The organism is Bradyrhizobium sp. AZCC 2176 (assembly GCF_036924645.1).
In the GTDB taxonomy this organism is placed as follows: domain Bacteria; phylum Pseudomonadota; class Alphaproteobacteria; order Rhizobiales; family Xanthobacteraceae; genus Bradyrhizobium.
This window is the reverse complement of record NZ_JAZHRX010000001.1, coordinates 1,743,268-1,769,075: the sequence shown is the minus strand read 5'-3', so window position 1 is coordinate 1,769,075 and position 25,808 is coordinate 1,743,268. Positions and strand designations below refer to the sequence as shown.

Genomic DNA, 25,808 nt, shown 5'->3' with positions numbered 1-25,808 from the left:
GAGAAAGCTCATGCAGTTCAGGGTTTCGCCGAAGACGCTCAGCGAGTGTAGCGCCGAGCAATGGCAGGCGCGGGTCGACCTCGCGGCCGCGCATCGGCTGGCCTTCATCCAGGGATTTTCCGAAGGCATCTTCAACCATCTGACCTTCGTGGTGCCGGGCAGCCCGGATCGTTACTATCAGATTCCGTTCGGCACCCATTGGTCCGAAGTCACGGCTTCCTGCTTCATGGAAGTCGGCATCGACGACGGCGAGGTCAAGCGCGGCGAAGGCGAGGTCGAGCGCTCCTGCTATTGTATCCACGCGCCGATCCACAAGGCGCTGCCGCAGGCCAAGGCGGTGTTTCACACCCACATGCCGCACGCCAGCGCGCTGACGCGACTGGAAGACCCGCGCATCAAGGAAATCGGCCAGACCGAGGTCGGGCTGTCAGGCGCCATCGCCTATGACGACGAGTATACCGGCCCGGCGCTCGATCCGGCCGAAGGCGCGCGGCTCGCAAAGGTCATCGGCGACAAGACCGTGCTGTTCATGGCCAACCACGGCATCTCCACCGTCGGCGCGACGGTCGCGGAAGCTTATGACATGCTGTATTACGTCGAGCGCGCCGCCCAGGTGCAGATCTATGCGATGTGGACCGGGCAGAAACTGAAACAGCTTCCGGCGCCTGTGGTGGAGAAAACCAAGCGCGATTACAAGGACGAGCATCTCTACAAGGGACCGACCCCGGCCCAGCGGCACTTTGATGCGCTGAAGCGGATGCTCGACCGCAAAGAGCCTGATTACGCGACGTAGTTTTCCGTCGCCCGCAGTCTTTCCGTCGTCCCTGCGAAACCAGGGGCTCATACGCCGCGACCGGCGGAAAGGGCAGGCGGGGAGACGTCATCCTCCACCACCAACATTTGTGGTTATGGGCCCCTGAGTTCGCAGGGGCGACGCTGTGGTGGAGTTAGTAGCTCACCCGCGCGCCCGCCGCTCTGACCTCATCCGCAAACCGGTGCCAGATTTCCGGGCGCCAGCTTCCATTGGCCGCCCCCGAGGTCGACGGCAATATCCACACCCTGGTATCGCCGATCAGCTCCACCTGCGCGCCATAGTCTCGCTTGCCATCGAAGAATTTCTGCCCCGCCGTCTTGCTGGTGAAGGCGAGGAACTGCGGACGAAACGTCGCGATTGTCTTGCTCAGCCGGGCGCGATCCGCGGCCGTCAGTTTCGGAAGCGTGGCGCGGTCCATCCCCGCGCCTGCTTTCACCAGATCGGTCAGGCCGATCCCATGCTGCAGCAGGCTGCGATATTGATGCGGCAGCAGCGGCTCGGACGTGAGCCTCGTCTCGTGCAAAATCCTCCAGAACTTGTTTTGCCGGTGCGCGTAGTAGGCCCTCTCTGCGGCGGACGTCGTCCCCGCGGCGGTCCCGCACAACACGATGCGAAGGGAATGTCGCAGCAGGTCGCTCAGCACATCCGTCACGGCGCGGCAATCCTACTGGCTCGCCCATACGATCCTTGCGATCCACGCCACAGCGTCGGCGTCGAGCGTGCGGTCGGCCTGGGCCAGGTTCAGCGATTGCAGTTCCAGCGTCTTGGTGGTGCGGCGCTTCAATTCCTTGACCATCACTTCGCCGTCCGACGTCTTGAGCACCACGCGGTCGCCGCGCCGGATCGGCGTGCCCGGCGACACCACGATGATGTCGCCGTCGCGATAGGTCGGCTTCATCGAATCGCCTGAGATCTCCAGCGCGTAGGCATGCTCGTCCGAGGCCTGTGGCAACGCCACTTCGTCCCAGCCACGGCCGGTGGGAAAGCCGCGCTCATCGAAATGGCCGGTGCCAGCCTGCGCCAGGGCGAGCAGCGGCACCGATTGCAGACCGCGCGCGCCGTCGCCGATCAACTGCACAAAGGTGTCGATCGACGAATTGGTCGCGGCTAGCGCCTTGGACACCGATTCGGTCGAAGGCCAGCGCTCGCGGCCGTCGGCGGTGATGCGCTTGGATTTGTTGAAGGTGGTGGGGTCGAGACCGGACCGTTTGGCGAGGCCTGAGGGCGACATGCCGGCCCGTTCGGCTAGCCGGTCGAGCGCGGTCCAGACCTGGCTGTGGGTCAAAATGCGCTGTGCCTTGGAGTGCCTGGCCATCGAAAATCCTGGAATCGCCTAGGAATTATTGCCTCATTCGGCCCGTTTGCGCAAATCGTGCGTAGCGTTTTCCAGCGAAGTGGCTACCGGTTTGCGCGAAGAAAACGCGTCAAAACAAGAAATCAGCGCCGCGCCCTGTTGCGCAGCGCTTGAGTTACCGGCCTGCGGCCTTTACGGTCTGCCGCCACCCGGCCATTTCCGGGAAAATCCCAAGAGACTCAACGACAAGCCCGGGAAAGGCCGTGCCGACCATTTATAAAATCACTCCCGCCTCGGCCTGGCGCGAGGCCGAACGGCAGGGCGTTTACCGGGGCAGTTCGGACGATCTGCGCGACGGCTACATTCATTTCTCCACGGCCTCCCAGGTCGCCGAGACGGCGCGAAAGCATTATTTCGGCCAGACCGGCCTGTTCCTGGTTGCGGTCGACGCGGACGCGCTCGGCGATGCGCTGCGCTGGGAGCCTTCGCGCAACGATGAACTGTTCCCGCATCTGTACGGCGAACTCGATCTCGGCGCGGTGACCGCCATCCTCGACATGCGCGCGCGGTCCGACGGCACGCACGACATTCCGGAGCTTACCTCGTGATCCGCGCCTTCGACGCCTTTTCGCTGCCGCTGCTGCGCTGGTTCGATCCGGAAGACGCGCATCGCATGGCGATCCACGGCCTGCGGCTGCTGCCGCCGATCAAGCCGCGCGCCGACGACCACAAGCTGGCGGTGCGCGCCTTCGGCCTGAATTTTCCCAATCCGATCGGCATGGCCGCGGGCTTCGACAAGAGCGCGGAGGTGCCCGACGCGCTGTTGCGGCTCGGTTTCGGCTTCGTCGAGATCGGCACGGTGACGCCGAAGCCGCAGGGCGGCAATCCGCGGCCGCGGCTGTTTCGGCTGGAACGGGATGAAGCCGTGATCAACCGCATGGGCTTCAACAATGACGGCGCCGAGGCCGCGCTGCGCCGGCTTGCGGCGCGCGCCCACCATGGCGGCATCGTCGGCGTCAATGTCGGGGCCAACAAGGATTCGTCCGACCGCGTCGCCGACTATGTCAAGCTGATCGAGACGTTCGCGCCGGTCGCTAGCTATTTCACCGTCAACGTCTCCTCGCCGAACACGCCCGGCCTGCGCAACCTGCAGCAATCGGCAGCGCTCGACGAACTGCTCGCCAAGGTGATCGATGCGCGCGAGAGGGTGCGCAGGAATGCCGGCGATTCCCCGGTGCTGCTGAAGATCGCGCCGGATCTGAGTTTGACCGAACTCGACGATGTCGTGCACATCGCGCGCTCGCGCCGGGTCGACGGTATGATCGTCGCCAACACCACGCTGGCGCGGCCCTCGACGTTGCGCGAGCAGGCGCGCGCGCAAGAGCAGGGCGGGTTATCCGGACGGCCGCTGTTCCGGTTGTCGACGCGCATGGTGGCGGAGACCTATGTCCGCACCGAGGGCGCGTTTCCGCTGATCGGCGTCGGCGGCATCGATACCGGCGGTGCGGCGCTGACGAAAATCCGCGCCGGCGCCAGCCTGATCCAGCTCTACTCGTCGCTGGTCTACAAGGGCCTCGGGCTGGTCGACGATATCAAGAACGATCTGGCCTCGACGTTGCTGCGGACGGGGCGCGACTCGCTGTCGGAAATCGTCGGCGCCGATGCGGCGACGATCACCGCCGAGGACTGGCCGGCGAGGTAGTTACTGATGCTGCGGACCGAACGACTTCCTCAGCAGCGCCGGATACCGCAGCGCCTCCAGCCCGCCGCGGGCGGCGTAGTGCACCAGGAACGCGGCCCACAGCCCGGCATTTCCGAACGAACGCAGCGCAAACCACGCAGCGAAAAAGATTAGAAGCGCCAGCACCATCAGGTTGCGCATGTCGCGCGCCCAGGTCGCGCCGATATAGACGCCATCAAAGGCGAAGGCGAACACGCCGAGCAGGGGCGCGAAGATCACGAACGGCAAATAGTCGCGCGCGATGCGGCGTACGTCCACGCTCGCAGTGATCATGTCGATCAGCGCTGGCCCGAACAGCAGGAAACAGGCGGCCACCGCGAGCGCGAAGCCAAAGCCCCAGATGACGACGAGCTTGACCGCACCGGCGAAAGCATTCTTGTCACGCGCGCCATAGGCCCGGCCACAGAGCTGCTCGGCCGCGTTCGCCAGGCCATCGAGGAAGAAGCCGCTGATCATCAGAAAATTGTTCAAAACCGCATTGGCCGCGAGCGTCACATCGCCGGCACGGGCGCCCTGCGCGTTGAAGAACAGGAAGGCTATGATCAGCGCCGCGGTACGAATCAGGATGTCGCGATTGACGGTCAGCATCCGCATCAGCTTTGTGCGGTCGAACAGGGTCGCGTGCGAGATGGCCGATTGGCCGCCGGACAGACGCTGCGCGATCAAAATGCCCAACAGGAGCCCGGCCGCTTCCGCGATCACGGCCGCGATCGCAGCCCCGGCAATGCCGAAGTCGAGCACCAGCACCAGCAGCATCGTTGTCGCCATGTTGATCAGGTTGATAGTGATCTGCGTGCCGAGGGCCAGTCTGGCGCGGGCCTGTCCGATCAGCCATCCCAGTACGACATAATTGCCGAGCGCCAGCGGCGCCGACCAGATCCGGATCGTGAAGTAGATTTTGGCCGCGCGGGTGACACCTTCGCTGCCACCCATCGCGCCCAGCAGGATCGCAGCAAGCGGTACCTGCAGGGCGATGAGAACAGCTCCAACCAGTGCGGCGACGATCAGCCCGCGCAGCAGGATCGCGCGCAATTCAGAGGTGTCGCCTGATCCGAGCGACTGCGCCGTAAAGGCGACGGTGCTCATGCGCAGGAATCCGAACAGCCAGAAGATGCAGTCGAATAGCACGGATGCCATCGCCACGCCGCCGAGCAGCGTGGCGTCGCCGAGCCGGCCGATCGCCGTGGTCGAGACGATGCCGATCAGCGGCGTGGTCAGGTTCGCGACCATCGCGGGACCGGCGATCGCAAATACCCGTGCCGTTGTGACCTTCGACGGAACTACGGGCGAATGCATGCCTAGAGCTCGACGACCATGCCATCATGGGCGGCCTTGTAGGGCAGTTCGGCCAACCGGCCGAGCATGTCGTCGCTCATATGCGTCAGCACCAGCCGTTTCGGATTGATCACGGGGAGCTGTGCTGCCAGCGTCTTCAGGCTGAGATGATTCTTGACGATCTTGTCGTAGTAATAGGCTTCGGCGATGAACAAGTCGGCGTCGCGTCCCGCCGGGATCAGGGTATCCGTCCATTCGGTATCGGCACTGTAGGCGATGATGCGGCCCTCGGCCTCGATGCGGTAGGCCAGGAATGGTCCGCCGGATTCGCCGTGGACCACCGGATAGGGCGTTACCTTGACCTCGCCAAACGTCCGGCCCTGCTCCGGTTGGAGCGCCACGACCGAGAGATCAAAGCGCTGCTGCGTTTTCGAGGAATGCTCGAACAGCGCTTCCATCAGGTTGGCGAGCTTGGTCTCGATGCCCTGCGGCCCGGCGATCACGAGCGGGCGGGCACGCCGCGTGAACTGCGCGTCCAGCAGCAGGAACGGCAGGCCGCCAAAATGGTCGCCGTGGAAATGCGTGATCAGAATCAGGTCGATGTCGTTGCGCGCGATCCCGAGACGCTTCAGCGCGGGCAGCGACGACGCGCCGCAATCGATCAGGAAATTGGCGCGGGCGCCCGTGACATGAAAGCAGGTGGTGAACCTGCCGCCGGAACCGAGCGCGTCGCCGCAGCCGACAAATCGCAATTGCATCGGCTGCTCCGCCTGTGGGTGATTATCTGCCGCGGGGACTACCGAACAGCCGCGACAGCAGCCAGATCGGGATTACGATAACAGCGCCGAGCAGGAAGTAGCGCCACAGCCAGTTGACCGCGTCGAAGCCGAGCTCCCACAGCCGCCGGAACAGGGTCTGGATGCTGTGCAAGATATTCCAGGGATCGAAGCCGATGGCGGCGAGCACCACGCCGACCAGGATCGACAGCAGGATCAGCCGGAACGCGACCGACAGCGGCGAGCCGCCGAGGAAGCGGTACAGGCCGTCATTGCTGGCCGGCAGGTCTCTGACGTCGTTGGGCATCGGTTTCTCCCGCGAAAGGTCCCCGCAACAGTATAGGACACGGCGGGGCAGATGGGGAACCCGCTCGTGTCAGTCAATGGCCGCCATGCATCCTCGGAATGTTAATTTGCCGTCACCTCCTTCAGCATCCGTTCCAGTGTCTCCAACCGGTCCGCTTCACGCGGCGGCTTGTCCCAGCGCAGCCGGCTGATGCGCGGAAACCGCATTGCGACGCCGGATTTGTGCCGCGGCGAGCGTGCCAGCCCCTCGAAGGCGACCTCCAGCACCAAGCCCTGGTCCGGCTCGTGCACGACGTGCCGCACGGGGCCGAATTTTTCCGTGGTGTTGCGGCGGACGAAACGGTCGATCTGCAGGAGTTCCTCGTCGGTGAAGCCGAAATAGGCTTTTCCGACCGGCACCAGTTGCTCGCCGTCCTCGCCCGCGGTCCAGACGCCGAAGGTGTAGTCCGAATAATAGGACGAGCGCTTGCCGTGGCCGCGCTGCGCATACATCAAGACGGCATCGATGATGTGCGGGTCGCGCTTCCATTTCCACCACTGGCCCTTGGGACGGCCGGGCAGATATGGCGCGTCGCGCCGCTTCAGCATCACGCCTTCAACCGCCTCGGCATCCTCACCCGCGCCAGCGCTTGAGGGATCGGCGCGTGCGGCCATCAGCGCCTCCCAGCTTTCGAAGGCAACCGTCGGCGACAAATCGATGCGCGGGTCGTTGAGCTTCCTGACGAATGCCTCGAGATGCGCGCGGCGTTCGACGAACGGCAGCTCGCGCAGATCGTTCTCATCGTCGCCGAGCAGGTCGTAGGCGCGTAAGTGAATGGGAAAATCCTTGATCAATTTCGGCGAAACGACTTTTCGGTTCAGCCGCTGCTGCAATACATTGAACGTCTGCACGCGGCCTTCGCGCAGCACCAATAGCTCGCCGTCAACGGCGCCGGGCAGATGCAGCGACGGCAAGAGGTCGGGAAAGCTTTTGGTGATGTCTTCGCCGGTGCGCGAATAAAGCCGCGCCTGCATGTAGCCGCGCTCGTCGCGGCCCGAGACTGCCTGCACGCGAATGCCGTCCCATTTCCATTCCGCAATGAAGTCCGCAGGATCGAGACTGGCGAAATCCGTATCCTCGATCGCGTGCGCCAGCATCACCGGGCGGAACGGCGCGGGATCGCGATTGACGGGCTTGTCGCCGCGGCCCTCCAGCCAGGCGTACAGCTCGAGATAGGGCGGCGACAGCCCCGGCCAGATCAGTTCGATCTCGTGCGGATCCTTGTCGCCGAGCGCGGCCGCAGCGGTCTTCGCCAGCCGCGCCGAAATCCCGATCCGCATCGCGCCGGTAACGAGCTTTAGCAGCGCCCAGCGGCCGGTCTCGTCCAGTTCGTCGAGCCAGCGCGCGAGTTGTGCAGGCAGCTCGGTCTTGCCGAGCGTGCGAAGGGTGGTGACGACCTCGGCGAGGGTCGGGGGAGGCGGCTTGTTGTGGCCGGGCGGCTGGGTCTTCGGCCACATCAGCGCGACCGTCTCGGATAGATCGCCGACATAATCATACGACAATCCGAACAGCACCGGATCGGTGCGATCGGCGATCAGATCGCGGATCAGTCCGGACTTGGCGTGCTTGAACGACAGCGCGCCGGTCAGCGCTGCCAGCGCGTAGCCGCGGTCGGGATCGGGCGTGTCGCGGAAATACGCCGTGATCAGCCGCAGCTTGTTGTTGCGGCCGGGCTCGTAGGCGAGGCGATCCAGCAGTTCGGCGAAGCGGTTCATGCTTCGGCCTCGACGGCCGCAACGACCTCGTGCTCCTCCTCGTCGCCATAGCCGACGAGATCAAGCGGCCGCGCGGCAAGCCCGCGCGCCTTGCACCAATGCACCAGCGCATCTTCCTGCCCGTGGGTGACCCAGATCTCGCCGGCGCCGGTGGCCGCGATGGTCGCGGTCAGGCCGTCCCAGTCGGCATGATCCGAGATCACCAGTGGCAACTCGACGCCGCGCTGGCGGGCGCGCGCCCGCACGCGCATCCAGCCCGAGGCGAATGCCGTGACCGGATCGGGGAAGCGTCGCGTCCAGATGTCCGAGGTGGCCGACGGCGGCGCCAGCGCTATGGTGCCGGCGAGATCGGCCTTCCTGACGCCCTTGACCGCGCGAAGTTCGCCGAGGGCGATGCCACGGCTCTCATAGTAGCGGGTGATGTCTTCCATCGCGCCGTGCAGATAGATCGGCGCGTCGTAGCCCTGCTCACGCAGCAGCGCGATCACGCGCTGCGCCTTGCCAAGCGAATAGGCCCCGACCAGATGCGCACGCTCCGGAAACAGCGCCACCGATGCCAGCAGCTTCTTCACCTCATCGGCCGCATCGCCATGGCGAAAGACCGGCAGGCCGAACGTCGCCTCGGTGATGAAGACGTCGCAGGGCACCACCTCGAACGGCGTGCAGGTCGGATCGACGGCGTCCTTGTAGTCGCCGGAGGCGATGATGCAGGTATCCTTGCAGGTTACGGCGATCTGCGCCGAGCCGAGCACGTGACCCGCGGGATGGAATTTGATCGTGACGTCGGCGAGCCGGATTGCTTCGCCATAGCGCACCGCCTGCGTGGACGCAGCGAAATTGTCGCCATAGCGCAGCCGCATCATGTCGAGCGTTTCCTGTGTGGCGAGCACGGCGCCATGGCCGGGCCGGGCATGATCGGAATGGCCGTGGGTAATCACCGCGCGCTCGACCGGGCGGACCGGGTCGATATGGAAGCCGCCGCCGGGCTTGCAGCAGAGGCCGGCGGGGACGGGCATCAGGATGTCTTGCGGGCGCATGCCTTCTATATAGGCGGTCCGGCAGCGATGTTTAGCGGTGCGATGTTTAGCCGTCATGCGCGGGCTTGACCCGCGCATCCATCTTTTGAGAATCTTCTGTTTTTGATAGACGGCCGGGTCACGCCCGGCGACAACTGGTTCCTGAAATGCCTGCCCGCCTTTTTCTCTCCTCCGGCGATCTGATGGCCGACCGCCGGTTCGAATTTGCTCGCGATCTGCAATTGAAGGGCGATCTGCCCGCCGCCGCCGATCTCCTGCTGCAGGCGATCGAGCTGGCGCCGGGTTTCACGTCCGCCTGGTTCACGCTGGGCCAAATCCGCGAAGAACTCGGCGAACGTGACACCGCGATTTCGGCGTTTCGCCAGGCCCAGGCCAGCGATTCCGATGATCGCCACGGCGCAGGCTTGCGATTGATGCGGCTCGGTGCCGAGCCATTGGCCGGCATGCCGCAGGCCTATGTGCAAACGCTGTTCGATCAATATGCGCCGCGGTTCGAATCCTCGCTGGTCGATGATCTCGGCTATCGCGGCCCGGCGCTATTATTCAAGGCGGTGCTGTCGGTGCGCGCGGCCGCCCGCAAGCCGGCGTTCTTCAAGCGCGCGATCGATCTCGGCTGCGGCACCGGGCTGGCGGCATCGGCCTTCGCCCGGGGGGTCGATCATTTCATCGGCGTCGATCTGTCGCCGCGCATGATCGAGCGGGCGCGCGCCACCGGCCTCTATGCCGATCTTGATGTCGCCGACATGCTGCAGGGTCTGCGGGCGAGGGTGGATGCCGGCGCCGATCTCATTCTCGCCGCGGATGCCATGGTGTACGTCGCCGAACTCGCGCCAGTGCTGAAGGAAGCCGCTCGCGTACTGGCCCCCGGCGGGCTGCTCGCCTTCACCGCCGAAACCCATGACGGCGAAGGCGTCATCATCGGTCAAGGGCTGCGCTACGCCCACTCTGCAGCCTATTTGCGCGCCGTGGTCGAATCCGCCGGCCTCACATTGTCCCTGCTGGAAGATCGCTCCGCCCGCAACGAGGACGGCACTCCTGTTCCCGGCCTCGTCGCCGTCGCCGCGAAAACTTGAGTCTAGACGCTACGCACGCCGCGAATGGCGGCATTGCGTGCGACATGTCAGCTATTGCCAGTGATGCCGGAATGCCTGATCAAGGCTCCCACAAGGGAGAAACAACAATGAAGAACAAACAGACCCGGCGCGAATTCGGCGCCACCGCGCTTGCCACCGTTCTCGCATCCGCGACGCCTGCCCCCTTTGTCTGGGCGGCGGAGAAGAAATACGACCCCGGCGCCAGCGACACCGAAATCAAGCTTGGACAGACCGTGCCACATTCCGGCCCCGGCTCGCTCTACGGCGTGCTGGGGCGCGTTGGCGAGGCCTACTTCCAGATGCTGAACGAAAAGGGCGGCATCAACGGACGCAAGGTGAAGTTCCTCACCCTGGACGACGCCTACAGCGCGCCGAAATGCGTCGAGGCGACGCGGCGGCTGGTCGAGCAGGAAGAGGTGCTGGCGTTGTACGGCTCGCTCGGCACCGCGCCGCAGACCGCCGTGCATAAATATCTCAACGCGAAGGGCGTGCCGCAGCTCCTGCTCAATACCGGCGCGTCGAAATGGAACGATCCGAAGAACTTCAAATGGACCATGGCGGGCCTGCCGCTTTATCCGACCGAAGCGCGCATTCTCGCCCGGCATGTCGTGAGCGTGAAGCCGGACGCCAAGATCGGCATCCTCTACCAGAACGACGATTTCGGCCGCGACTTTCTCGCGCCCTTCAAGAAGGTGCTGGCGGATGCCGGCGGCGCTGCCAAGGTGATCCTGGAGCAGACCTACGATCTCACCGATCCGACGATCGACTCGCAGCTCATCAATCTCTCGAAATCCGGCGCCGATGTTTTCTACAATATCTCGACCGGCAAGGCATCGTCACAGTCGATCCGGAAGGTCGCCGAACTCGGCTGGAAGCCGCTGCATCTGTTGTCGGCGGGCTCGACCGGCCGCTCGATTCTCGCGGCTGCCGGCCTCGAGAATGCCACCGGCATCGTCGCCATCCGCTACGCCAAGGAAGTCGGCGTGCCGCGCTTCGAGAAGGACCCCGACGTGATGGCGTTCGAGGAGTTGCGCAAGAAATACCTGCCCAATGTCGATCCCGATAATACCATCGCCTTTGCCGGCTATGGCCAGGTCGCGAGCATGGCGGAAATCCTGCGCCGTTGCGGCGACGAGCTCACCCGCGCCAACGTGCTGAAGCAGGCGACGACGCTGGCGGGATTCCACTCGCCCTATTTCCTCGACGGCGTCAATTTCAGCTACACACCCGAGGACTACACGCCGATGAAAACGCTCTACATCTCGATCTTCAACGGCAAGGATTGGGATATTTCCGACAAGCCGGTGACGGAGTAGGAAGCCGTCGTTCCGGGGCGCGCGAAAGCGCGAGCCCGGAACTTCGAGATTCCGGGTTCGATGCTGCGCATCGCCCCGGAATGACGCGCAAGCCACCTCGACGAACCCTCTCTGACGGCTTACCTCTTCTCCGTGCCGTCGCCCGATCCCTTGCCCTTCACGCCGCTTGAAACGGCTGCGCTCTTGCCCGACCGCTTCCGCCGTTGGTTCGCGGCGCGCGGCTGGTCGCCGCGCGAGCACCAACTGGCGCTGCTCGCCAAAGCCAGCGATGACGCTTCGGCGCTGCTGATTGCGCCGACCGGTGCCGGCAAGACGCTGGCCGGTTTTCTGCCGACGCTGGTGGAGCTGTCTACTTCCACGGCTTCAAAGGGCCAAGGCGCAAAAAGCCTCATCTCCACCGGCCGCGCCGTGAAGCGCACCGGCGGCCTCCACACTCTCTACATCTCGCCGCTGAAGGCGCTCGCGGTCGACATCGCGCGCAATCTGGAAACGCCGATTGCCGAGATGGGCCTGCCGATCAAGGTTGAGACCCGCACCGGCGATACGCCGGTGTCGCGGCGGCAGCGGCAGCGGCGCTATCCGCCGGATATTCTGCTCACCACGCCTGAGCAACTGGCGCTGCTGCTGTCATCCGACGACGCGCCGTTCCTGTTCTCTTCCCTCAAGCGCATTGTGCTCGACGAATTGCATGCCCTCGTTACCTCCAAACGCGGCGATCTCTTGTCGCTCGGGTTGGCGCGACTCTGGCGGCTGGCGCCCGAAATGCGCGCGATCGGGCTGTCGGCAACGGTGGCCGAGCCGGAATCGCTGGCGCGCTTTCTGGTGCCGCAGCAAGGCGGCAAGGAAATCTCCGCCGATATCGTCGTGGCGGGCGGCGCGGCGGCACCGGTCGTCGAGATGCTCGATACCAAAGAGCGCCTGCCGTGGGCCGGCCATACCGCGCGCCATGCGCTCGGCGAGATGTATGAGCTGATCAGGCGCAACAAGACCACGCTGATCTTCGTCAACACCCGCAGCCAGGCCGAAATGCTGTTCCAGGACTTCTGGCGCATGAACGACGACGGCCTTGCGATCGCGCTGCATCACGGCTCGCTCGACGTTGCCCAACGCCGCAAGGTCGAGGACGCGATGGCGGCCGGAAAGCTGCGCGGCGTGGTCTGTACGTCCTCGCTCGACCTCGGCATCGACTGGGGCGACATCGATCTCGTCGTCAATGTCGGCGCGCCCAAGGGCGCCTCGCGCCTGATGCAGCGAATCGGCCGCGCCAACCACCGGCTCGACGAGCCTTCGCGCGCGGTGTTGATTCCGGCCAATCGCTTCGAAGTGCTGGAATGCCGCGTCGCGATCGATGCGATTGCGGAGAATGCGCAGGACACGCCGCCATTGCGCACCGGCGCGCTCGACGTGCTGGCGCAGCACGTGCTCGGCTGCGCCTGCGGCGAGCCGTTTCTGTCAGACGAGCTCTACGCGGAAGTTCTGACATCGGCGCCATACGCGTCGCTGACCCGAATCGATTTCGACGACGTGGTCGATTTCGTTGCCACCGGCGGCTATGCGCTGAAGACCTACGAGCGTTTCGCCCGCATCAAGCAGGACAAGCAGGGCCGCTGGCGCGTCGCCAATCCAAAGGTGCGGCAGAGTTATCGTCTCAATGTCGGCACCATCGTCGAAGAGGCGATGCTGAAGGTAAAGCTGGTGCGCGGGCGTGGCGGCGGGGCTGGCTCCACCGGCATGATCGGCCGCGGCGGCAGGATGCTGGGCGAGATCGAGGAATACTTTATCGAGGGGCTGGTCGCCGGCGACACTTTTGTGTTCGGCGGCGAGATCGTGCGTTACGAGGCGCTGGTCGAAGACCAGGTTTATGTCTCCCGCGCCAACGACAAAGACGCCAAGGTGCCGTCCTATATGGGCGGCAAGTTTCCGCTGTCGACCTATCTGGCCGAACGCGTGCGGAAACTGCTGGACGACCGGCGGCAATGGAATGCGCTGCCGGAACAGGTGCGCGACTGGCTATCGCTGCAGCGGGATTTTTCCCGCGTGCCCGGCGTGCGCGAGCTTCTGATCGAAACGTTCCCACGCGGCGGCAAGCATTACATGGTGTGCTATCCGTTCGAGGGCCGTCTTGCGCACCAGACGCTCGGTATGCTGCTGACGCGCCGGCTGGAGCGCGCCCGCGCCCGGCCGCTCGGCTTCGTCGCCAACGAATATGCGCTGGCGATCTGGGGGCTTGGCGACATCTCCTTCATGGTTCGCCACGGCAAGCTCGATTTCGCTGCGCTGTTCGCGCCCGACATGCTTGGCGACGATCTCGAGGCGTGGCTGGCGGAATCCGCGCTGATGAAGCGGACCTTCCGCAATTGCGCGCTGATCTCGGGCCTGATCCCGCGCCGCTTCACCGGCGAGGAGAAAAGCCGCCGCCAGGTACTGTTCTCGACCGACCTCGTCTATGATGTCTTGCGCAAGCATCAGGCCGACCACGTGCTGCTCCGCGCCGCGCGCGCGGACGCCGCCGCCGGCCTGCTCGATCTCAAGCGTCTGGGTGATATGCTCTCGCGCATTCAGGGGCGAATCACCCATCGGGAACTCGAACATGTTTCGCCGCTCGCCGTTCCCGTGATGCTGGAAATCGGTCGCGAGTCAGTTTATGGCGAAGCATCGGATGAGTTGCTGGCGGAAGCCGCCGATGAACTCATCAAAGAGGCGATGGGGTAGGACGTGACGGCAGGGGCGCAATCTTCGGGAGACGATCAAGAGATGCGCGCCTCGAAGGTCATGGTTGCCGACGTCACGTTCGTTGCCGACCTCTCCGGCGCGCTGTTCTGGCAGGAGCAGCGCCTGCTCGTCGTCTCCGACCTGCATCTGGAAAAGGGCTCCAGTTTTGCTGCGCGCGGCGTGCTGCTGCCACCCTATGACACGGTGGCGACGCTCGGCCGTCTTGCCGCCGTCATCGCGCGGCATGACCCGCGCATGGTGATTGCGCTCGGCGACAGTTTTCACGACCGCGCCGCGCATCAACGGCTGTCGGCGCCTGATCGGGACGCGCTCTCGGCGATGCAGGCGCGGCGCGACTGGATCTGGATTTCGGGCAATCACGATCCGGCCCTGCCGTCCGATCTCGGCGGCGTGGTGGCGAGCGAAGTCGCGATCGGCCCGATTGCGTTCCGCCACGAGCCGACAGGGGCGGCGGGCGAAATCGCCGGCCACCTGCATCCCAAGGCGCGCGTCGCCACAAGGGGACGATCGATGGAGCGGCGATGCTTTGCCTCCGATGGCGAGCGCGCCGTGATGCCGGCGTTCGGCGCTTACACTGGCGGCTTGAGCATTCGTGATGTGGCGTTTGCGAAAATCTTTGGTGCGCCCGGCTTCATGGCGCATGTGCTCGGCGACAACCGCGTGCACAGCATTGCTGCCTCGCGGTGTTATTGAGAATTTCGCTGCGCGCCGGCACCGAGCCACAGCAGCGTAGGGTGGGCAAAGCCAACGGGTCGCGCGAATGCGCGCCCGATGACAGGCTCCGCGTGCCCACCATCGCGAGCAGTGCGCTGGATGGCGGGCACGGCGCAAGAGCGCCTTTGCCCACCCTACGATTCTTCGTGCCGCTACGCCGCCTTCGCTTCCACGCTGTCGCAGAATTCGGCCAGACGATCCGCGAGCCGCAACGTCGCCGGGCTTGCATCAGGGGAAGCCATCAGCGCCACTTCCGTCTTGTCGATCGGCGCAAAGCCATCCTTCGCCGTGAGCACGCGGTGCCCGGGCTGGATGGCGATGTCGGACAGAATGCTCAAACCCAGGCCCGCGGCGACCGCGGCCTGAATGCCGGCGAGGCCTGAACTCGTATAGGCCATGTGCCACGAACGCCCGGCGCTTTCGAGCGCATGGATGGCGCGCGCCCGATAAAGACAGCCGGCGGGAAAGCCGATCAGCGGTACCGAGCCGGCGACGATATCGATCGGATGGGTCTTGCTGGTGACCCAGTGCACTTGCTCCGGCCACACCGCGATCCCGCCTTTCTCGCCGGCGTCACGCTTGAGCAGCGCGAGATCGAGATCGCCGCGTTCGATGTCGCGCCGCAGATACGTGCTCTGGTCGGCGCGGACATCGAGCCGCAATCCCGGACGGGAGCGCGAAAACGTTGCCAGCAGCTTGGCAAGGCGGTAGGCGGCGAAATCCTCGGGGATGCCGAGCCGCACCGCGCCCTCGCTCTCGGGGCGCGCCACCACATCGCGCGCCTCTTCCGCCAGCGCCAGCAGGCGCCGCGCGTAGGACAACAGCCGCTCGCCGGCTTCGGTCGGCGTCACATCCTTGCCGTTACGGTTCAGCAGCGGCTGGCCGACATCGTCCTCCAGCCGCTTGATCTGCTGGCTGACGGTCGATTGGGTGCGGTGGACGCGTTCGCCGGCGCGGGTGAAGCCGCCGGCATCGACGACACTGACGAAACTGCGCAGGAGCTCCAGATCGAGCATGCAATGCTCCATTCGTAAATCCACTGGACGCCAGTTTATCATTTAATTTCCAAATATCAAGGCGAGGGTCTACCTGAATGGGAAAGGAGACTTCCCATGTCGCTCGCGCCCTCGGTCGCGGTTCCCCGCGCCACCTTCAATCCGCTCCCGCTCTATATCGGCCTGTTCTGCCTGCTCTGGAGCTTCGCTTTCGTCGCCGGCAAGATCGGCGTCACCGATTGTCCGCCGTTGATCCTGCTCACCGCGCGATTTTCGCTGGCCGGCATCCTGATTCTCGGCGTCACCGCGCTGCGCGGTGAAGCGTGGTCTTCGCTCACCTGGCGCGATGCCGCCGTTTTCGCGATTCTCGGCGTCGCCAACAACGCGCTCTATCTCGGCCTTGGCTATACCGGGCTGCAGACCGTATCCGCCGGCCTCGGCGGCCTGATCGTCAGCGCCAATCCGGTGTTCACCGCCGTGCTCGCGGCAGCCTTTCTCGGTGACGCGCTCACCTGGCGCAAGGTGATGGGCCTCTTGCTCGGGATCATCGGCGTCGGCTTCATCGTCTGGCACCGCATGTCGGTCGGGACAGACAGTTTTCACGGCATCCTGTTCACGCTGGCATCGCTGGCCTCGATCGTGGCCGGCACCATCCTGTTCAAGGTGCTGGCACCGAAGGGCAGCCTCTGGGTCGGCAACGGCGTGCAAAATCTTGCGGCCGGCATCGTTCTGCTGCCTTTCGCATTCACGCTGTCCAGCGTCGGCGACATTGTCCCGAGCGCGCGGCTGTTGGGTGCGTTCGCTTTCCTCGTCCTCGGCGGCTCGATCCTCGCCTATCTGCTCTGGTTTCACCTTTTGAAGGTGTGCGGCGCGACGGCCGCGAGCGCCTATCACTTCCTGATGCCGCCGCTCGGCATGCTGTTCGCGTTTCTCGTGCTCGGCGAACACGTCGAGTTTCGCGATCTGCTCGGGATCGTTCCGGTGGCTCTCGGCATTTATCTAGTGACCCGCCCCGCCGCGGCTACCGATCAATCTTGATAAAAGGAGCAAGTCATGACAGTTACCATCACCCTGATCGGCGGCCCCACCGCGCTGATCGAAATCGACGGCTTCCGCCTGCTCACCGATCCGACCTTCGACGAGCCCGGCGCCTATCAACTCCCGCATGTGAAGCTCGAAAAGCTGGTCGGCCCCGCGCTGAGCGCGAATGCGATCGGCATCGTCGATGCCGTGCTGCTCAGCCATGACCAGCATTCGGATAATCTTGACAATTCCGGCCGCGACTTTCTTAAATCAGCCAAGCGCGTGCTGACAACGGAAGTCGGCGCGAAGCGGCTTGGCGGCCATGCAGAAGGCTTTGCGCCGTGGCAGGCCACCGAACTGACCGGCAAAAACGGGCACTCGCTCACGATTACCGCGACGCCCGCGCGCCACGGCCCGGCCGGTATCGAACCGCTGGCGGGCGATGTCATCGGCTTCGTGGTCGCCTCAAACAAGCCCGGCAGTCGTCCGATCTATATCAGCGGCGACACCGTCTGGTACGACGGCGTGGCGGACGTAGCCAAGCGCTTCAAGGCGGGAATCGTGCTGCCCTTCGCCGGCGCCGCGCAAACCCGCGGGCCCTTCCACATCACGATGGACACCAACGACACGATCGAGACCGCGCGCGCGTTTCCGGACGCGGTGATCGTCCCCGTTCATACAGAGGGATGGAAACATTTCCGCCAGAGCGCGCAGGATTTGCGCGCCACCTTCGATACGCTGGGTTTTGGATCGCGATTGCGGATTCTGGAGCCCGGGGTTGCGACTATCATCGAGCCGTCGCGCGCCGCGTGACGGCATCGATGGCTGCTTGTCTGTCAAGGTGTCCTCGGGCAAGGTCGCGGTCTGGAACCTGCTCACGTCAGGTTCGTTGTCGCTGCGGCTGGACCCGGCATGGCAGAGCACAGCAAATCGGATCGGAAGCGTCACGCGAACAAGCATGCCGGAAGTGAGAGGCCGGCCGCGGGGGCCAAGCCCGCGCGGCCGTTTCGTTTCGCCGATGCGCTGAAGGCGCTCGGCCCCGGCCTGATCACCGGCGCGTCCGATGACGATCCGTCGGGGATCGGCACCTATAGCCAGGCCGGCGCGCAGCTCGGCTACGGCATCGGCTGGACCATGCTGCTGACGTTTCCGCTGATGGCGGCGATCCAGGAAATTTCCGCGCGGGTCGGCCGCGTCACCGGCCATGGCATTGCGGGCAACGCCTGCCGGCATTATCCGGCGTGGCTGCTCCAGGTCGTGGTGACGCTGCTGTTCATCGCCAACACCATCAATATCGCCGCCGATCTCGGCGCCATGGCCGACGTCAGCAAACTTCTGATCGGCGGCCACAGCATCGTTTACGTGCTGCTGTTCGGCATGACGTCGGTGGCGGCCCAGATATTCCTCGACTACAAGCGCTACGTCGCGGTGCTGAAATGGCTGACGCTCAGCCTGTTCGCCTATGTGGCGGCGCTGGCGTTTGCAAAAGTATCGTGGGGCGAGGCCCTCGTCGGCATTCTCGTTCCGCGCCCTGACTGGAGCCTCGACTATTTCACGACCATCGTCGCGATCCTCGGCACCACGATCTCGCCTTATCTGTTCTTCTGGCAGGCCTCGCAGGAAGCCGAGGATCAGCGTGTCGACACCACCAAGCGGCCGCTGATCGAAAAGCACTACGGCGCGCGGCGAGAATTTAGTCGCATCCGCGCCGACACCATCATCGGCATGGCGTTTTCCAATTTGATCGCGCTGTCGATCATCGTCACCGCGGCGGCGACGCTGCATGCGGTCGGCAAGACCGATATCCAGAGCTCGGCGGAGGCGGCCGAAGCGCTGCGTCCGATTGCCGGCGCGTTCGCGGAAGTGATCTTTGCGCTCGGCATCGTCGGCACCGGCTTGCTGGCGATTCCAGTCCTCGCCGGTGCCACGGCGTATGCCGTCGGCGAGGGACGGCGATGGCAGGTCGGCCTCGCGCGCAAGCCGAAGGAAGCCGCGGCCTTCTACGCCGTGCTGACGCTGTCGGCGGGTATCGGCATCGCGCTGAACTTCACGTCGATCAACCCGATCTCGGCGCTGTACTGGAGCGCCGTCATCAACGGCGTCCTCGCCGTGCCCGTGATGGTGCTATTGATGTTCATGGCGCGGCGCAGGGACGTGATGGGCACCTTCGTCGTCGGGGGCCGGCTCTATTGGCTGGGCTGGCTGTCGACGGCCGCGATGGTGCTCAGCGTGGTGGCGATGGGAATCGGGCTTTTTGTCGGGAAGTCGTGATCGTGTCCCGGGCGCGATGGGGTTCGCCTCAATCCTTTCGGAACACGATGGACGCCATCCATCCCGTCATCAGCGCCATGAAGGCGGTGACGAGCCCATAGACAAAACCGTGCTGCTGCGCGGTGGTGGCAACGAATTGCTCGAAGCCGACCTTGACGATTTCGAACGCGGTGTCGGTCTTGGCCACCAGCGCGCCGTCGGCGAACAGCTTGATCTCGACGTTATAGAGACCGATCGGCACCTCGGCCGGCAGCGGAATTCCGGTGCGGAACAGCGTCGGCGTCAGGAACGTCACCGCCGAGGTTTCCTCGCGATAGAGGCCGTGCTGCCGGCGCAGCCGTACGAAGGCGCTGCGGAACGCGTCGTCCGGCACCACGTCGGCGTAATCGCCACCGACACGCTGGGTCAGCAAGACGTTGTTCAGCCCGAGCTGCTGCCGCCGTTGCACCTCGGGCGAGGCGATGGCGTCGAACGGCCGGTTGGAGAACAGCGCCAGGTAGGACGGCACTTTGAGGAACTGCCGGGAGTCGGTGTTGATCCAGATCCCGAACCGGCGCTCCTTGCGGCGGGTGACCATGTCGGCGCGCGGGCCGGCGACCGTCACCACCAGATCGTAAGTGCGGTTGGCCGGCGTGGCGGCGTCCTTTTCCACCGAGCCGAACAGCACCAGCTCCTCGCCGGAATAATTCGGCGTCACGGTGACGCGGTGGTTCGACACCGACACGATCAGCCGTTCGGCCTGCGCGGGCGAGGCCGCGAGCGCTAAGCCCAGCGCAAGCCATCCGAGCATGAGGATGAGGCGCGCGATCATCCCGTCACCCCGGTTTCGCGGATGGTGAAGAGGTCCTCGGGCCGGATCACCAGCTCGACGGCAAACCGGACGCCGACGGCGAGCACCAGGAGCCCGAGCAGCAGCCGCAAATGCTCGCCGCGGATCTTCTGCCCGGCCCGTGCGCCGAACTGCGCGCCGGTGACGCCGCCGACCATCAGGATCAGCGCCAGCACGGCATCGACCAGATGGTTGGTGACCGCGTGCAGCATGGTGGCGAACACCATCGTGACGAGGGTCAGTACCATCGAGGTGCCGATCACTGTCGAGGTCGGCACCCGCAGCACGTAGATCAGCAGCGGCACCAGGATGAAGCCGCCGCCGATTCCCATCACGGCGCCGATGAAGCCGATGATCAGGCCGATCACGACGACGGGGATGACGGACAGATAGATTTTCGAGCGCTTGAAGCGCATCTTCAGCGGCAATCCATGGATCCAGACATGGCTGCCCGGGCGGCGCGTGGTGATCGGCCCGCCGCGTCGGGCCCGCAACAGCGCCCGCAGACCCTCCCAAAACATCAGGCTGCCGACGGTGGTCAGCAGGATCACGTAGGACATCGCGATCATGAGATCGAGCTGACCCAGCGAGCGCAGCAGCGTGAAGGTCCAGACCCCGAGCGCGGTGCCCAAAGTGCCGCCGGTCAACAGCACTGCCGCCAGCAGCGGATCGATGGCGCGCCGTCGCCAATAGGAGAGCGCGCCGGAAAACGAGGAGGCGGCGATATGGCTGGCGACGGAGGCGACCGCGACCGCCGGCGCAATGCCGACGAAGATCAACAGCGGCGTCATCAGGAAGCCGCCGCCGATCCCGAACATGCCGGAGACGAACCCAACCGCCGCGCCCATCGCCAGGATGAGGAAAACATTGACCGGAATGTCGGCGATCGGAAGGTAGAGCTGCACGCGCGTCTGCTTTTTGTGGCTTTGCCGCCAGAGACGGCCGGGCGGCCGCTCAGGGCATGGTTTCTGTTGTATTTGCCGGCAGTGGAATCCGGTTCGCGCATGCACCTTTGCGTGCGCAGGGCCGGTTCCCGCGCCTTTGCATAACTGAATTCGGGAGGATGAGGGACTAAAAATGCCCGGGAAGGCAAATTTTTGCCGTACATGCCCGCCCGTCCCTCAGGACATTGAAACGCCGTTACAAATCAGCGGGGCGCAGTTCGGTTCGTGGAGCCTGGCGGCCCGGCCGGCTCAGGGCTTTCCGAGCGGGTCGGTGACGAGGTTCATCGCCAGCGCCTGTTTCGGGCTGAGCCAGCGAATCTCCCGGGTTTCGGACATCGCTTCCACGATGGAGGACGACACCCCCATCTTGGTCATATAGCCCAGCACGGCGCCGGCGATCCGCTGGGCTTCCGCGACGGGGTCGTCCACGGGCCTGGTTGTGACAAACCGATGAACGCCCAGTGCTGAGCCCAAGACGCCGAAGCGGGTCTTCCCCCCGGCATAGACCAGCACGCAGGCGCTGGCGCAATAGGCGGGCTTGACGCGGCCGGAGGCGTCGGCGCTGCCGACCGCGGTCGCGAGCGAGCGTTGCCGGATGATCTCGCCCATGATTGCGGCCTGGTTCAAATCGCCGCCGGGGGAGGCCAGCAGCACGATGTCGCCCGCCGCGAGATTGGCCTGGTCCAGCCTGCCGCGAAACCAGTTCGCGGCGGCAGGGCCGATCGTCCCGCTGACGAACAGCGCTCGCTGGCCCTTGCTCGAACCATCGAGAGTGAGCGTATCGATCACCTGGGCTGTCAGGCTTGGCGAGACGTACTGGTCCTTCCAGTAGTGCCAGGCCTCCGGCTGTGACAGGTCCCGGTAGGCGCGAATGCAGACCCCGGCGACCAGCAGGATGAAGATGGCGATCGACCAGTAATGCCGCTTGTACCGGGGTAGCTGGACCGGCGGTGTCGGGCCCTGACCGGGTGGTAGGCGCGGCGGCGTGACCGCAGGACCTGTCGGCGATCTACGGAAGCGATTTTCCCCGCTCTGGTGGTCTTCGGTCGACAATTGGTCCTCGTTGCGCGCCGACCCGTTTCAGGATCGGACTTATAGCATTTTCGAACGAAGCATGCCCTCGGACTTGATCCGTGGGTGGGCGCCGGTTCGCGTCAAGAAAACGTCAATACAAGAATCTAGAGCCCGATTCTGATCTAATCAGAACCGAAAAGGCTCTCGCCCGAACCATTATACAAATTTGTGGCCGAGGGTATGGCGGCGACGCCGGCGGCATCGCGGCCTGTCTTACTGGAAGGCGACAGTGCGCTTGGTCGCGGCCGGCTTGGCGGCTGGCTTGGTCGTGGCCGGCGCCGAATCCCAGCCGCCAGCCGGGGCGGCCACGTTGACGGCATCGTCGGGTTGCGGCTCCGGCGTAAAGGTCTGGATCGCGAGTCTCGCGGCCGCCAGCGACTGGACGTCGAGGCGCTTGGCGATATCGTCGCGCTTGCGGCCGGCGTCGGCGTCACCCTGGGCCGCGGCGAGGCTGAACCACTTGAAGGATTCCGCGAGGTTCTGTTCGACGCCGATGCCGCGGGCATAGAGGATGCCGAGGTTGAACTGGCTGTCGGCGACGCCGCGATCGGCGGCTTTGCGGAACCAGATCGACGCGGTCTTGTAATTGGCGCCCTTGCCGCCGCCATCGGCGTCGAGCACAGCTAGATTGTGCATCGCCTTGGCGCTGCCGCGCTCGGCCGCCTGCGCATAATAACGCCGCGCGATATCGACGTCCTTTTTCACGCTGAGGCCCTTCTCGTAGAAGGTCCCGAGCCGGAAGATTGCGGGCACCACGCCGGCCTGCGCCGCGCGATCGTACCATCTGGCGGCCTGGTCGAGATCCGGGGCAACGCCCTTGCCTTCGGCAAAGCGCGTGGCGATCTCGTAGGCCGCGGCCGGGTCGCCCTTCAGCGCGGCGGCGCGCAATACCGGGCCGCCAATGCCGTCAGGCAGCCGCTCGGTCGATGGCACCGCGATCATGGCCAGCTTGCCGCCGGTGGCGGGCATTGTCGTGATTGCGCCGGTGATGTCGCTGGCGGCAGCCGGCGCTGGCGCGGCCTGGGGCGGGACCGCGATCCGCGCGCTATCCAGCGTGTTCGGTGCGGAAGAATTGTTCGACTGTTTTTCGACCGGCGTCGGCGAGATCATCAAGGGCCCGGGTGCTGCGGGCATTGCGGGCCTGGCGCTGCTCTCCGATGGTGCAGGGGCATGCACTGGTGCGGCCGGCTGGTTGGACTCCATCATCGGCAGTTGCAGCCCGCTGCCGGTGTCGAGCAGCGTCATCGCCATCTTGAAAGTGCCGAGCACGATCACGACCACGCTCGCGCCGACCAGCAGCGAGCGGATCTTGGAGGAAATGTTCAAAGCGCTCTTGTCGTCACCGCCCTTCGGCCTGTCGCCGCCCTTGTCCTTGGGCGCGGCCTTTGCCGAACGTCCCGCTTTCTCGGGAGGCGGCGCGGCGGCCGCGGCTTGCGCGGCGCGGCGCGCGGCGGCAATGAAGCTCGACGAACTCACGGGCTCCTTCGGTCCGGAAGCGATCTCGCTGATCGCGTTCTCGGAAGCCGCGATCCGTTCCGACGGCGAGGACATGCGCGCGGTCGGCCGGGTGCCCGGCTCGAGCGGATGATCCGGCGGCAATTCCGGCGCGATCGCAGTACGCGGGGCGGCGGCATGCGGCTCCAGGATTTCGCTGATCGCGCGCGGCGGCAATGGCGGGGCCACCGGCGTTGCCGGCTGGACCGCGTGGAATTCACGCGGCGCGGCGGCAAAATGTTCTTGAGGGCTCGCTTGCAGCGCGGCGGGGTTCGGCAACTCGGGCTTCGATTGCTGCAGATAGGTCTGCAGCGGCGTGGTTATGCGGGGCGCTTCCTCGCGCATTTCAATCGGCGGCGGGGAAGCTTGGGGCGCCGCCGGCGGTGCGGCCCGAACCGTGCGCAGATCGCCTTCGATCGTCGACAGGCGATCGACCACGTGGCCGAGCGTGTTGTGAACCGTCTCCAGCGAATCTTGCGTGCGGCGATCGGTTTCCGACTGGCTGAAGCGGATGTCGGACAGTTCGCGCTTGACCAGATCGACGATACCGGAGTCCATCGGCTGCACTGCGTCGCCGGAATTGCGGTTGGACTCGGCGAGCGCGACCAGGCTGGCGTGCTGGCGTTCGAGCGAACGCAGAATATCGTGCAGCCCTTCCTCGACCCGCCCGAGATCGATGGCAGGCGCGGCGGAACTGTCGTTGGACGCTTCCAGGCGCTCCAGCAGATAGGACACGCGCTGTTCGAGATGGGCGAACGCCGACGCATTGTCGTTGCCGGCCGGGATACGGTCGAGCCGCTCCGACAGCGAGCGCAGCGCGTTTTCGAGATATTCCGAATTGTCGCTCGCGGCCGGCGGCTGCCGTGTTTCCAGCGTCGAGGTCAGCGCGGCGAGGCGCTGCTCGAGCATGCCGAAGGCATCGCTGTTGCCGTCAAAGCGGGAAAGCTGGTCGACCTTGGCCGACAGCGTGTGCACGTCTTCGGCGAGCCGGGCCAGCGCGTCGTTGGAGGCGACGTTGGAGACGATGCCGCGCAGCGCCGCGATCGCGCCTTCAAGCTGCTGCACGGTCGACGGATCGTCGTTCGAGCGCAGGATCAGATCGAGCTTGGCGCCGAGATTGCGGATCGCCTCGTCGTAGCCGGTGAGCTGCTCGGCCGGCGTCAGCGAGCGCAACGCCTCGCGGATTTCGCCGAGCGCGCGTTCGATGCCGGCCAGCGTCTGGCCGTCGGTGCCGTGCTGGCGGCTGTCGTCGATGCGGCGGGACAGCGAGCGGATTTCGTTCTCGAGCGATTCGATCTCCCGGCGCGGCACTGCCTCGGTAATGGCGTGGCGGATTTCGGCGAGTTCGCTGCGGAAGGCGGCAATCGACTGCTCGACGTGATCGGGACGCTGCAGCGACTCGATCTGGCTCGTGATCTTGATCAGGTGCCGCTCGAGCGACGAAAAGTCCGGGCCGGCCGGCGCTTCCTGCATCATGGGCTGGGCAGGAGAAGCTGTCGGCGCGCCGTTGCGCGGCGGCATCTGGCGCGGCGGCGGGCTGTCGAGCTCGTTCTGGCGCGCGGCGATTTCGGCGATCGCAAAATCCATCGAGGCCGGGCTGAGCGGCGGCGCGGGGCGGTAGACCTGGGCTGCGGCACGCTCGACCAGCTCGGTCTGACGCTGCTTTTCGTGCATCTGGGCCTGCCGGGTCGGCGCGGGGTTGGAAATCTGCGACAGCCGCGCGTCGAGGCGCGAAATCGCGTCGTTGAGCTGGCGGGCCACCGTCGGCTCGCCGCGGGCTACCTCGCCACGCGAAGCGTCGCCGCGTGGCGCAGGCCGCGAGATCTGCTCGATCTGCCGGGTGATCGAATCGAGCCGCTGGTGAATGTCGGCAACGTCGGGGCCTTGCCGGCCATGCATCGCCGGCCGCTGATTGGAAGGCGCGCTGAAGCTGGGCGGGGCCGGTTCGCCGATGGTGGAATTGAGCCAGTCGTTCAGCGTCATGCCGGCGCGCCGCGCGGCGGCCTCCGCCCTTTCGCGGACGGATGGATCGATGCCGTCAACACTCCACGATACGCGCGAATTCATGCTCTCGTCCGGTTCCGCTCCGGCGCTCCACCTGCGCCATCAGCCTCCCCGCGCGTCCCCGTGAGGAGACAATCGAATTTCGCGCAGGTCGTCTGCCTCAGAACCTGACTTTTGTTCCTTACGGTAAATAACGGGTTAAGGAATTGGACGGACGGCCGCAAAAGTTACCGGGCGCCAAATCGGCCGGCTTCAGAGCGTTTTCCAGCGAAGTGGGGACCGGTTCGCGTCAAGAAAACGCGTCAAACAAAAAATCTAG

22 protein-coding genes are annotated in these 25,808 nt (G+C 65.2%); 10 read left to right on the top strand and 12 right to left on the bottom strand.

The window, feature by feature from the left end; all coding sequences use genetic code 11:
- Window positions 1-10: 10 nt before the first annotated feature.
- A complete protein-coding gene (locus V1288_RS08035) occupies window positions 11-793 on the top strand; it encodes a class II aldolase/adducin family protein (RefSeq protein ID WP_334356539.1) in 783 nt (260 codons plus the stop codon).
- Between the two features lie 154 nt (window positions 794-947).
- Here the strand turns inward: V1288_RS08035 and V1288_RS08030 are convergent, their stop codons facing one another.
- Complete coding sequence (locus tag V1288_RS08030; RefSeq protein WP_334356538.1) at window positions 948-1,457, bottom strand: mismatch-specific DNA-glycosylase; 510 nt, start codon at window positions 1,455-1,457, stop codon at window positions 948-950.
- A gap of 21 nt (window positions 1,458-1,478) precedes the next feature.
- On the bottom strand, window positions 1,479-2,129 hold the full coding sequence (locus tag V1288_RS08025) for a helix-turn-helix transcriptional regulator (protein ID WP_334356537.1): 651 nt from the start codon (window positions 2,127-2,129) through the stop codon (window positions 1,479-1,481).
- A 242-nt stretch (window positions 2,130-2,371) separates the two neighbouring features.
- On the opposite strand from V1288_RS08025, the gene V1288_RS08020 reads away from it, so the two are divergent.
- On the top strand, window positions 2,372-2,716 hold the full coding sequence (locus tag V1288_RS08020; protein WP_334356536.1) for a DUF952 domain-containing protein: 345 nt from the start codon (window positions 2,372-2,374) through the stop codon (window positions 2,714-2,716).
- A complete protein-coding gene (locus tag V1288_RS08015) occupies window positions 2,713-3,810 on the top strand; it encodes a quinone-dependent dihydroorotate dehydrogenase (protein ID WP_334356535.1) in 1,098 nt (365 codons plus the stop codon). Before V1288_RS08020 ends, V1288_RS08015 begins: the two co-directional genes overlap by 4 nt.
- Here V1288_RS08015 and V1288_RS08010 read toward each other — a convergent pair whose 3' ends face one another.
- The 5 genes from V1288_RS08010 to V1288_RS07990 all read right to left on the bottom strand — a co-directional run bounded on the left by V1288_RS08010 (window position 3,811) and on the right by V1288_RS07990 (window position 8,998).
- Window positions 3,811-5,145 carry an MATE family efflux transporter gene (locus tag V1288_RS08010; protein WP_334356534.1) on the bottom strand — a complete coding sequence of 445 codons (1,335 nt, stop codon included), beginning with the start codon at window positions 5,143-5,145 and terminating at the stop codon, window positions 3,811-3,813. It lies immediately after the preceding gene.
- A gap of 2 nt (window positions 5,146-5,147) precedes the next feature.
- Window positions 5,148-5,882, bottom strand: a complete 735-nt coding sequence (locus V1288_RS08005) for an MBL fold metallo-hydrolase (protein WP_334356533.1) — start codon at window positions 5,880-5,882, stop codon at window positions 5,148-5,150.
- Between the two features lie 22 nt (window positions 5,883-5,904).
- A complete protein-coding gene (locus tag V1288_RS08000) occupies window positions 5,905-6,207 on the bottom strand; it encodes a DUF6460 domain-containing protein (protein ID WP_334356532.1) in 303 nt (100 codons plus the stop codon).
- Between the two features lie 101 nt (window positions 6,208-6,308).
- Window positions 6,309-7,961 (bottom strand): ATP-dependent DNA ligase, encoded by a 1,653-nt coding sequence (locus V1288_RS07995; protein WP_334356531.1) that lies wholly within the window; start codon window positions 7,959-7,961, stop codon window positions 6,309-6,311.
- Window positions 7,958-8,998: a ligase-associated DNA damage response exonuclease gene (locus tag V1288_RS07990; RefSeq protein ID WP_334356530.1), complete on the bottom strand. Its 1,041-nt coding sequence runs from the start codon at window positions 8,996-8,998 to the stop codon at window positions 7,958-7,960. The genes V1288_RS07995 and V1288_RS07990 overlap by 4 nt, the downstream gene beginning before the upstream one ends.
- Before the next feature lie 146 nt (window positions 8,999-9,144).
- Between V1288_RS07990 and V1288_RS07985 the strand changes: the two genes are divergently transcribed.
- The 4 genes from V1288_RS07985 (at window position 9,145) to pdeM (ending at window position 14,834) form a co-directional block, all read left to right on the top strand.
- A complete protein-coding gene (locus tag V1288_RS07985) occupies window positions 9,145-10,071 on the top strand; it encodes a class I SAM-dependent DNA methyltransferase (RefSeq protein ID WP_334356529.1) in 927 nt (308 codons plus the stop codon).
- 107 nt (window positions 10,072-10,178) lie between these two features.
- Window positions 10,179-11,408, top strand: a complete 1,230-nt coding sequence (locus V1288_RS07980; protein ID WP_334356528.1) for an ABC transporter substrate-binding protein — start codon at window positions 10,179-10,181, stop codon at window positions 11,406-11,408.
- A gap of 132 nt (window positions 11,409-11,540) precedes the next feature.
- Window positions 11,541-14,120, top strand: a complete 2,580-nt coding sequence (locus V1288_RS07975; RefSeq protein WP_334356527.1) for a ligase-associated DNA damage response DEXH box helicase — start codon at window positions 11,541-11,543, stop codon at window positions 14,118-14,120.
- A gap of 42 nt (window positions 14,121-14,162) precedes the next feature.
- Complete coding sequence (gene pdeM / locus V1288_RS07970) at window positions 14,163-14,834, top strand: ligase-associated DNA damage response endonuclease PdeM (RefSeq protein ID WP_334356526.1); 672 nt, start codon at window positions 14,163-14,165, stop codon at window positions 14,832-14,834.
- Window positions 14,835-15,007: 173 nt separating this feature from the next.
- On the opposite strand, the gene V1288_RS07965 is transcribed toward pdeM, so the two are convergent.
- Window positions 15,008-15,871: a LysR family transcriptional regulator gene (locus V1288_RS07965; protein ID WP_334356525.1), complete on the bottom strand. Its 864-nt coding sequence runs from the start codon at window positions 15,869-15,871 to the stop codon at window positions 15,008-15,010.
- 96 nt (window positions 15,872-15,967) lie between these two features.
- Between V1288_RS07965 and V1288_RS07960 the strand changes: the two genes are divergently transcribed.
- The 3 genes from V1288_RS07960 (at window position 15,968) to V1288_RS07950 (ending at window position 19,144) form a co-directional block, all read left to right on the top strand.
- Window positions 15,968-16,888, top strand: coding sequence for a DMT family transporter (locus V1288_RS07960; protein WP_334356524.1), 921 nt, complete (start codon window positions 15,968-15,970; stop codon window positions 16,886-16,888).
- A gap of 15 nt (window positions 16,889-16,903) precedes the next feature.
- Window positions 16,904-17,686 (top strand): MBL fold metallo-hydrolase, encoded by a 783-nt coding sequence (locus V1288_RS07955; protein WP_334356523.1) that lies wholly within the window; start codon window positions 16,904-16,906, stop codon window positions 17,684-17,686.
- A gap of 99 nt (window positions 17,687-17,785) precedes the next feature.
- On the top strand, window positions 17,786-19,144 hold the full coding sequence (locus V1288_RS07950) for an NRAMP family divalent metal transporter (RefSeq protein WP_334356522.1): 1,359 nt from the start codon (window positions 17,786-17,788) through the stop codon (window positions 19,142-19,144).
- Between the two features lie 28 nt (window positions 19,145-19,172).
- Here V1288_RS07950 and V1288_RS07945 read toward each other — a convergent pair whose 3' ends face one another.
- The 4 genes from V1288_RS07945 to V1288_RS07930 all read right to left on the bottom strand — a co-directional run bounded on the left by V1288_RS07945 (window position 19,173) and on the right by V1288_RS07930 (window position 25,552).
- On the bottom strand, window positions 19,173-19,955 hold the full coding sequence (locus V1288_RS07945; RefSeq protein ID WP_442893926.1) for a TIGR02186 family protein: 783 nt from the start codon (window positions 19,953-19,955) through the stop codon (window positions 19,173-19,175).
- Complete coding sequence (locus V1288_RS07940; RefSeq protein ID WP_334356521.1) at window positions 19,952-20,878, bottom strand: sulfite exporter TauE/SafE family protein; 927 nt, start codon at window positions 20,876-20,878, stop codon at window positions 19,952-19,954. The genes V1288_RS07945 and V1288_RS07940 overlap by 4 nt, the downstream gene beginning before the upstream one ends.
- Window positions 20,879-21,166: 288 nt before the next feature.
- Window positions 21,167-21,970, bottom strand: a complete 804-nt coding sequence (locus tag V1288_RS07935) for a hypothetical protein (protein ID WP_334356520.1) — start codon at window positions 21,968-21,970, stop codon at window positions 21,167-21,169.
- Window positions 21,971-22,204: 234 nt separating this feature from the next.
- Window positions 22,205-25,552 carry a hypothetical protein gene (locus tag V1288_RS07930; protein ID WP_334356519.1) on the bottom strand — a complete coding sequence of 1,116 codons (3,348 nt, stop codon included), beginning with the start codon at window positions 25,550-25,552 and terminating at the stop codon, window positions 22,205-22,207.
- Window positions 25,553-25,808 lie beyond the last annotated feature (256 nt).

Coding starts and splice junctions, on each gene's coding strand:
- V1288_RS07950 (WP_334356522.1), top strand. CDS start 17,786: ATGGCAGAGCACAGCAAATCGGATCGGAAGCGTCACGCGAACAAGCAT.
- V1288_RS08025 (WP_334356537.1), bottom strand. CDS start 2,129: ATGGCCAGGCACTCCAAGGCACAGCGCATTTTGACCCACAGCCAGGTC.
- V1288_RS07995 (WP_334356531.1), bottom strand. CDS start 7,961: ATGAACCGCTTCGCCGAACTGCTGGATCGCCTCGCCTACGAGCCCGGC.
- V1288_RS07955 (WP_334356523.1), top strand. CDS start 16,904: ATGACAGTTACCATCACCCTGATCGGCGGCCCCACCGCGCTGATCGAA.
- V1288_RS08035 (WP_334356539.1), top strand. CDS start 11: ATGCAGTTCAGGGTTTCGCCGAAGACGCTCAGCGAGTGTAGCGCCGAG.
- V1288_RS08000 (WP_334356532.1), bottom strand. CDS start 6,207: ATGCCCAACGACGTCAGAGACCTGCCGGCCAGCAATGACGGCCTGTAC.
- V1288_RS08010 (WP_334356534.1), bottom strand. CDS start 5,145: ATGCATTCGCCCGTAGTTCCGTCGAAGGTCACAACGGCACGGGTATTT.
- V1288_RS07945 (WP_442893926.1), bottom strand. CDS start 19,955: ATGATCGCGCGCCTCATCCTCATGCTCGGATGGCTTGCGCTGGGCTTA.
- pdeM (WP_334356526.1), top strand. CDS start 14,163: ATGCGCGCCTCGAAGGTCATGGTTGCCGACGTCACGTTCGTTGCCGAC.
- V1288_RS07980 (WP_334356528.1), top strand. CDS start 10,179: ATGAAGAACAAACAGACCCGGCGCGAATTCGGCGCCACCGCGCTTGCC.
- V1288_RS07985 (WP_334356529.1), top strand. CDS start 9,145: ATGCCTGCCCGCCTTTTTCTCTCCTCCGGCGATCTGATGGCCGACCGC.
- V1288_RS07930 (WP_334356519.1), bottom strand. CDS start 25,552: ATGAATTCGCGCGTATCGTGGAGTGTTGACGGCATCGATCCATCCGTC.
- V1288_RS08005 (WP_334356533.1), bottom strand. CDS start 5,882: ATGCAATTGCGATTTGTCGGCTGCGGCGACGCGCTCGGTTCCGGCGGC.
- V1288_RS07990 (WP_334356530.1), bottom strand. CDS start 8,998: ATGCGCCCGCAAGACATCCTGATGCCCGTCCCCGCCGGCCTCTGCTGC.
- V1288_RS07965 (WP_334356525.1), bottom strand. CDS start 15,871: ATGCTCGATCTGGAGCTCCTGCGCAGTTTCGTCAGTGTCGTCGATGCC.
- V1288_RS07960 (WP_334356524.1), top strand. CDS start 15,968: ATGTCGCTCGCGCCCTCGGTCGCGGTTCCCCGCGCCACCTTCAATCCG.